Genomic DNA, 5,398 nt, shown 5'->3' with positions numbered 1-5,398 from the left:
GCGCCAGAAACCGCCACAGATACACACTCGCGCAAAAAGTTTCGCTAAAAATCCAGCCCCGAGAACATCACCCGGTTCGGGTCGTACTTCTGCCGCACCGTCGTCAGCCGCGACAGGTTCGAGCCGAAGTAGCGCGCCGGCGCGCCGTTGGCCTCCAGGTAGTTCACGTATCCGCCGACGGAAAACTGTTGCACCGCTTGGTGCGCGGAGCTCAGCCAGGTGTTCGCGGCGCTGACCTGGCTGCTGGAGGGTTCGACGTACCACTGCAGGACGGCCGCCTGATTGCGCCATGGGAACGCGGTGTCACCCGCGGCCACGTCGGCGACCGCGCCCCCGAGCGGGTCCACCAGGACCGACGCCTGTCCGGCACCCGACGGCCACTGCCCGATCGCGGTGGCAATGGCATGCGCCGCGGCCGAATCCACCGGTCCGATGACGTCGGAACCGGCCACGAAGGCGCGCGCCGGGGGTGTCGAAGTACCGCCGGCCAAAAACATCACCAGATCCGAGCGGCTCATCGTCTTGTTCGAAACCGAACTGGGTGCCACCCCGACCGCGGACTTGATCGCGTCGGCCACTGCCGACCCCGAGCCCGCGGGGCAGGTGGCCAGCACATGACAATTCGGAGCCGAGCCGACCATGAGATCAACGATGCCCCAAGTGTTTCGGTCCGCGGCGCTCAGCCAGGACTGCCAGCCGACGAGCACCTGCGTGGCCGAGGCGGGCGGGAAGTCCAGGCGCACAACATCGTTGGAGGTCGTCGCGAAGGTGGAGAACGTCATCGACGTCGTCACACCGAAATTGCCCCCGCCACCGCCGCGAAGCGCCCAGAACAGATCCGGGTTGTCGTTCGCGGAGGCGGTCACCACGTCGCCGCTGGGCAACACCACGGTGGCCGACTGCAGCGCGTCGCAGGTCAGGCCGACGTGCCGGGTGTCGGGCCCTATCCCGCCGCCCAGCGCGAGTCCCGCGACGCCGACCGTCGGGCAGGTGCCGCTGGGTATCGCCCGGCCCGCGCCGGTCAGCGCCTGATGGATCGCATACAGGGTGGTCGCGGGGGTGACGGTGACGGTGTTGCCGTCGAAGTTCGCGCCGCCCGGAAGCCCGCGCAGGTCCAGCACCAGGGTGCCGTTGGCGCTGGAGGCGCCGACGTAGGAATGCCCGCCGCCGCGCGGGGCGACCTTGAGGTTGTTGGCCGCCGCGAAAGCGACCACCTTCTGGACGTCCGCCTGCGACGAAACCGTCACCACCGCGGCGGGACTGGAGTTGTCGTAGAACGAGTTGAAAACCTTTTTGCTGGTGGCGAATTGAGCGGCGTTGGTCGGCAACACGACGGTGCCGCCGATGGAGGACGCCAGCCCGTCCCAGCCGGCGGCGGCGTCGGCTGCCGCCCGCGCGGTACCCAGAACCGCGCCGGTGGCCAGCATTCCGACGGCGCCCCGAAGAAATGTCTGGCGCGAGATGCCCCTCGGCAAGGCGGGGTTCAGCGGACGGCTGCGATTCGTCGTCATGTGCGGAGATTCTCAAACATTTCTCACGCAAAAGCCCGGTGACGGCGGCCGTGTCAGGTCACAGTGTGGCTTCGATCCACGAAGCGGCCGCCCGCCCAATAATCGACGCCGCGGCCGCGGCGAACTCACAAAACGCTTATTGTGCGAACATTTATCCCACCGTGTCGCAAACGTGACAGTGATAGCTCAGAGTTCGTAGCGTGATTCGAGTGCCTCCGGCGCACTCCACGACCGAGGGGGAGGCCGCATGAAGGCATCGGGACGAACGCAGCGCTGGATCTGGATGTTTCGGAACCAGCCCCTGACCGTTCGTCTGCTGGCCGCGGCCGCCGGGCTGCTGACCGCGGCGTCTGCGCTGGCCGCGCCGGCCGGCGCGGACAACCCCGACGACAACTTCATCGACGCGCTCAACCACGCCGGCATCGACTTCGGCGAACCGGGAAACGCGATGTCGGTAGGCCAGTCCATCTGCCCGATGCTCGCCGAGCCGGGCGGCAACTTCGCGGCGGCCGCGTCCAGCGTCTCCGGGCGGGGCATGTCGCCCATGATGGCCCGCATGTTTACCACGATCGCGATACAGACCTACTGCCCGGAGCAGATGGCCAACCTGGCCAGCGGCAACCTGTCCGGCGCAGTGCCGCAACTGCCCGGCATGGCCGGGCAGATTCCCGGCGCGCCCGGCATGGCCGGTCAGATCCCCGGCATGGGCGGGCAAATCCCCGGCATGGGCGGGCAGATCCCCGGCATGGCCGGCCAAATCCCCGCGGTGCCGGGTATCTAACCGGTGCCCAGCGGGTCGATAGTCCACGCGATGTAGACCATCGCGGTCGCGACCGCCGCGGTGGTGACGAAGTCAATCCCCTTGCTGCGCACCGCCAAGAGACCGGACCGCTCGTCTGACAGCACCAGCCGCAGCGCGGCCGCCAGGCCGACGCCGATGCCGATCAGCAGCGAACCGCGACGCCAGAAGTTGGCCCCCACCAGCGCGAGCGCGGTGGCGAAGGTCAGGCCCACCAGCAGGATCGGCCACTGGGCCCTGGCGACGGACCGCGCGGTCATCCCCGCTCGGCCAGCTCGACGACGTTGCTCAGCAGGAACGCCCGGGTCAACGGGCCGACACCACCGGGATTCGGTGACACATGACCCGCCACCTCCCACACGTCGGGATGCACGTCGCCGACCAGGCCGTCGTCGGTGCGGCTGACGCCCACGTCGACGACCGCCGCGCCGGGACGCACCATGTCGGCGGTCAGCATGTGCGGCACCCCGACCGCGGCCACGACGATGTCCGCCTGCCTGGTGTGCGCGGCCAGATCGCGGGTTCCGGTGTGGCACAACGTCACCGTGGCGTTCTCCGAGCGACGGGTCAGCAACAGCCCCAGCGGGCGGCCGACCGTCACACCGCGGCCGATGATGACCACGTGGGCGCCGGCGATCTCGACGTCGTAGCGCCGCAGCAGGTGCACGATGCCGCGCGCGGTGCACGGCAGCGGCGCCGGAACGCTGAGCACCAACCGGCCCAGGTTCGTCGGGTGCAGCCCGTCGGCGTCCTTGTTCGGGTCGACGCGCTCGAGCGCCGCGTTCTCGTCCAGATGCTTCGGCAGCGGCAACTGCACGATGTAGCCGGTGCACTCGGGGTTGGCGTTGAGCTCGTCGATGGTGTCGTTCAGCGTCGCCGCGCCGATGTCGGCGGGCAGGTCGCGGCGGATCGACGTGATGCCGACCTTGGCGCAGTCCGCGTGCTTGCCCCGGACGTAGGCCTGCGACCCGGGATCGTCACCGACCAGGATGGTGCCCAGCCCGGGGGTGCGACCCGACGCGGTCAGCGCGGCCACCCGTTGTTTGAGGTCCACGAAGATCTCGTCGCGGGTGGCCTTGCCGTCCAGTGTGATTGCGCCCACGCCTGACAGTCTGGCACGAAGGGCGTGTCTCACGACGACGGCGGCCCACCCCGCAGGCACTTCGCGAGACATAACCCAGTGCGAGCTTCATCGGCGAGTCGTCACCACTGGTTATATGTCGCGGAGTGGGAAGGGTATATGTCGCGGAGCGGGAAGGGCGTGTGTCGCGGAGCGGGAAGGGCATGTGTCGCGGAGCGGGAAGGCGGCTTCGCCGCGCTTGCGATCGCGATTAGGCTCCCGATATGCCTACCCCTCCGGACGTGTTCAGCCCGGCCAAGCTCGGCCCGATCACGCTGCGCAATCGCACCATCAAATCGGCGACCTTCGAGGCCCGCACGCCCGACACCCTGGTGACCGACGACCTGATCGAATACCACCGGCTGCCCGCGGCGGGCGGTGTCGGCATGACGACGGTTGCCTACTGCGCCGTCTCCCCCGGCGGCCGCACCGAGGGCAACGGGATCTGGATGCGCCCGGAGGCGGTGCCGGGGTTCCGCCGGCTCACCGACGCGATCCACGCCGAGGGCGCGGCGGTCAGCGCGCAGATCGGCCACGCCGGCCCGGTCGCCAACGCCAAATCCAACAAGGCCAGGGCGCTGGCGCCGGTGCGGTTCTTCAACCCGATCGGGATGCGCTTCGCCAAGAAGGCGACCCGCGACGACATCAACGACGTCATCGAGGGGCACGCCAACGCGGCGCGCCTGGCCATCGAAGCCGGCTTCGACGCGGTCGAAATCCATTTGGGCCACAACTACTTCGCGAGCTCGTTTTTGTCCCCGCTGATCAACCGCCGCGACGACGAGTTCGGCGGGTCGCTTCAGAACCGGGCGAAGGTGGCGCGCGGCATGGTGATGGCCGTGCGCCGCGCCGTGGAAAAGGAGGGCACGCCGATCGCGGTCACCGCCAAGCTCAACATGTCCGACGGCGTGCGCGGCGGCATCAGCACCGAGGAATCGCTCACCACCGCCAAGTGGCTGCAGGACGACGGCGGGCTGGACGCGATCGAACTCACCGCGGGCAGCTCGCTGGTCAACCCGATGTACCTGTTCCACGGCGACGCGCCGCTCAAGGAGTTCGCCGCGGCGTTCAAGCCGCCGCTGAGTTGGGGCATGCGCATGACCGGCAAGAAGTTCCTGCGCGAGTACCCCTACCGCGAGGCCTATCTGTTGCGCCACGCCAAGCTGTTCCGCGCCGAGCTGACGATGCCGCTGATCCTGCTGGGCGGCATCACCAACCGGGACACGATGGACCTGGCGATGGCCGAGGGCTTCCAGTTCGTCGCGATGGGCCGGGCGCTGTTGGCCGAGCCGGACCTGATCAACCGGCTCGTGGCCGATGGAGCCGCGCACAGCGTGCGCTCGGCGTGCACCCACTGCAACAAGTGCATGGCCACCATCTACACCCGAACGCGCTGCGTGGTCACGGGCGCCCCGGATGTTTTGGCGGGCAATCGAAGTTAGCGCCCGGGCGGTCGGGGCACCGCTAACGCACATTTGGGCCTCAGGTTGGCCTTTGGTCCACGAGTTACAGTTGGTCCGATGAGTGCACCAGCCCCGCCCGTCTTGACGGTTCGCTTCGACGGCTCAGAACGCACGTTCGCCGCCGGCCATGACGTGGTGGTGGGCCGCGACCTGCGCGCCGACATGCGTATCACGCACCCGTTGATCTCGCGCGCTCATCTGCTGCTGCGCTTCGACCAGGGCCGCTGGCTGGCCATCGACAACGGTTCGCTCAACGGCACTTTCGTCAACGGCCGGCGGGTGCCGGTGGTGGAGATCCACGACGGCCAGTGCCTGAACATCGGGAATCCGGATGGGCCGCAGCTGCTCTTCGAGGTGGGCCGGCACCAGGGCATGGCCGGGCGCCCGCCGCAGACCGAGTCGATGGGCATACCGGTGGCGGCGCATCCGGCCGGGACGGCCTGGTCCGCCGCACCGGGCGGCCCACCCGTCGCCGCCCCGCCCAGTCCGCCTCCGGCACCGCCCG

6 protein-coding genes are annotated in these 5,398 nt (G+C 69.0%); 3 read left to right on the top strand and 3 right to left on the bottom strand.

The features are described from left to right. Positions 1-44 precede the first annotated feature (44 nt). On the bottom strand, positions 45-1,475 hold the full coding sequence (locus HMPREF0591_RS08055; RefSeq protein WP_040622081.1) for an FAD-dependent oxidoreductase: 1,431 nt from the start codon (positions 1,473-1,475) through the stop codon (positions 45-47). Positions 1,476-1,758: 283 nt separating this feature from the next. On the opposite strand from HMPREF0591_RS08055, the gene HMPREF0591_RS08050 reads away from it, so the two are divergent. After that, entirely contained in the window at positions 1,759-2,292 is a 534-nt protein-coding gene (locus HMPREF0591_RS08050; protein ID WP_007167979.1) for a DUF732 domain-containing protein, read from the top strand. On the opposite strand, the gene HMPREF0591_RS08045 is transcribed toward HMPREF0591_RS08050, so the two are convergent. Both HMPREF0591_RS08045 and HMPREF0591_RS08040 read right to left on the bottom strand, forming a co-directional pair. Next, positions 2,289-2,570: a DUF3017 domain-containing protein gene (locus HMPREF0591_RS08045; RefSeq protein ID WP_007167978.1), complete on the bottom strand. Its 282-nt coding sequence runs from the start codon at positions 2,568-2,570 to the stop codon at positions 2,289-2,291. The two genes, HMPREF0591_RS08050 and HMPREF0591_RS08045, sit on opposite strands and share 4 nt — an antisense overlap. Next, positions 2,567-3,412 carry a bifunctional methylenetetrahydrofolate dehydrogenase/methenyltetrahydrofolate cyclohydrolase gene (locus tag HMPREF0591_RS08040; RefSeq protein ID WP_007167977.1) on the bottom strand — a complete coding sequence of 282 codons (846 nt, stop codon included), beginning with the start codon at positions 3,410-3,412 and terminating at the stop codon, positions 2,567-2,569. The genes HMPREF0591_RS08045 and HMPREF0591_RS08040 overlap by 4 nt, the downstream gene beginning before the upstream one ends. A gap of 242 nt (positions 3,413-3,654) precedes the next feature. Between HMPREF0591_RS08040 and HMPREF0591_RS08035 the strand changes: the two genes are divergently transcribed. Together HMPREF0591_RS08035 and HMPREF0591_RS08030 are read left to right on the top strand one after the other, a co-directional pair. Next, a complete protein-coding gene (locus HMPREF0591_RS08035; RefSeq protein WP_007167976.1) occupies positions 3,655-4,872 on the top strand; it encodes an NADH:flavin oxidoreductase in 1,218 nt (405 codons plus the stop codon). Positions 4,873-4,950: 78 nt separating this feature from the next. Then, a partial coding sequence (locus tag HMPREF0591_RS08030; protein WP_007167975.1) for an FHA domain-containing protein occupies positions 4,951-5,398 on the top strand: 448 nt, incomplete at its 3' end.

The sequence above is a fragment of the Mycobacterium parascrofulaceum ATCC BAA-614 genome (genome assembly GCF_000164135.1).
GTDB classification, from domain to species: domain Bacteria; phylum Actinomycetota; class Actinomycetes; order Mycobacteriales; family Mycobacteriaceae; genus Mycobacterium; species Mycobacterium parascrofulaceum.
The sequence above is the reverse complement of the archived record's forward strand: the minus strand, read 5'-3'. Positions and strand labels throughout refer to the sequence as shown.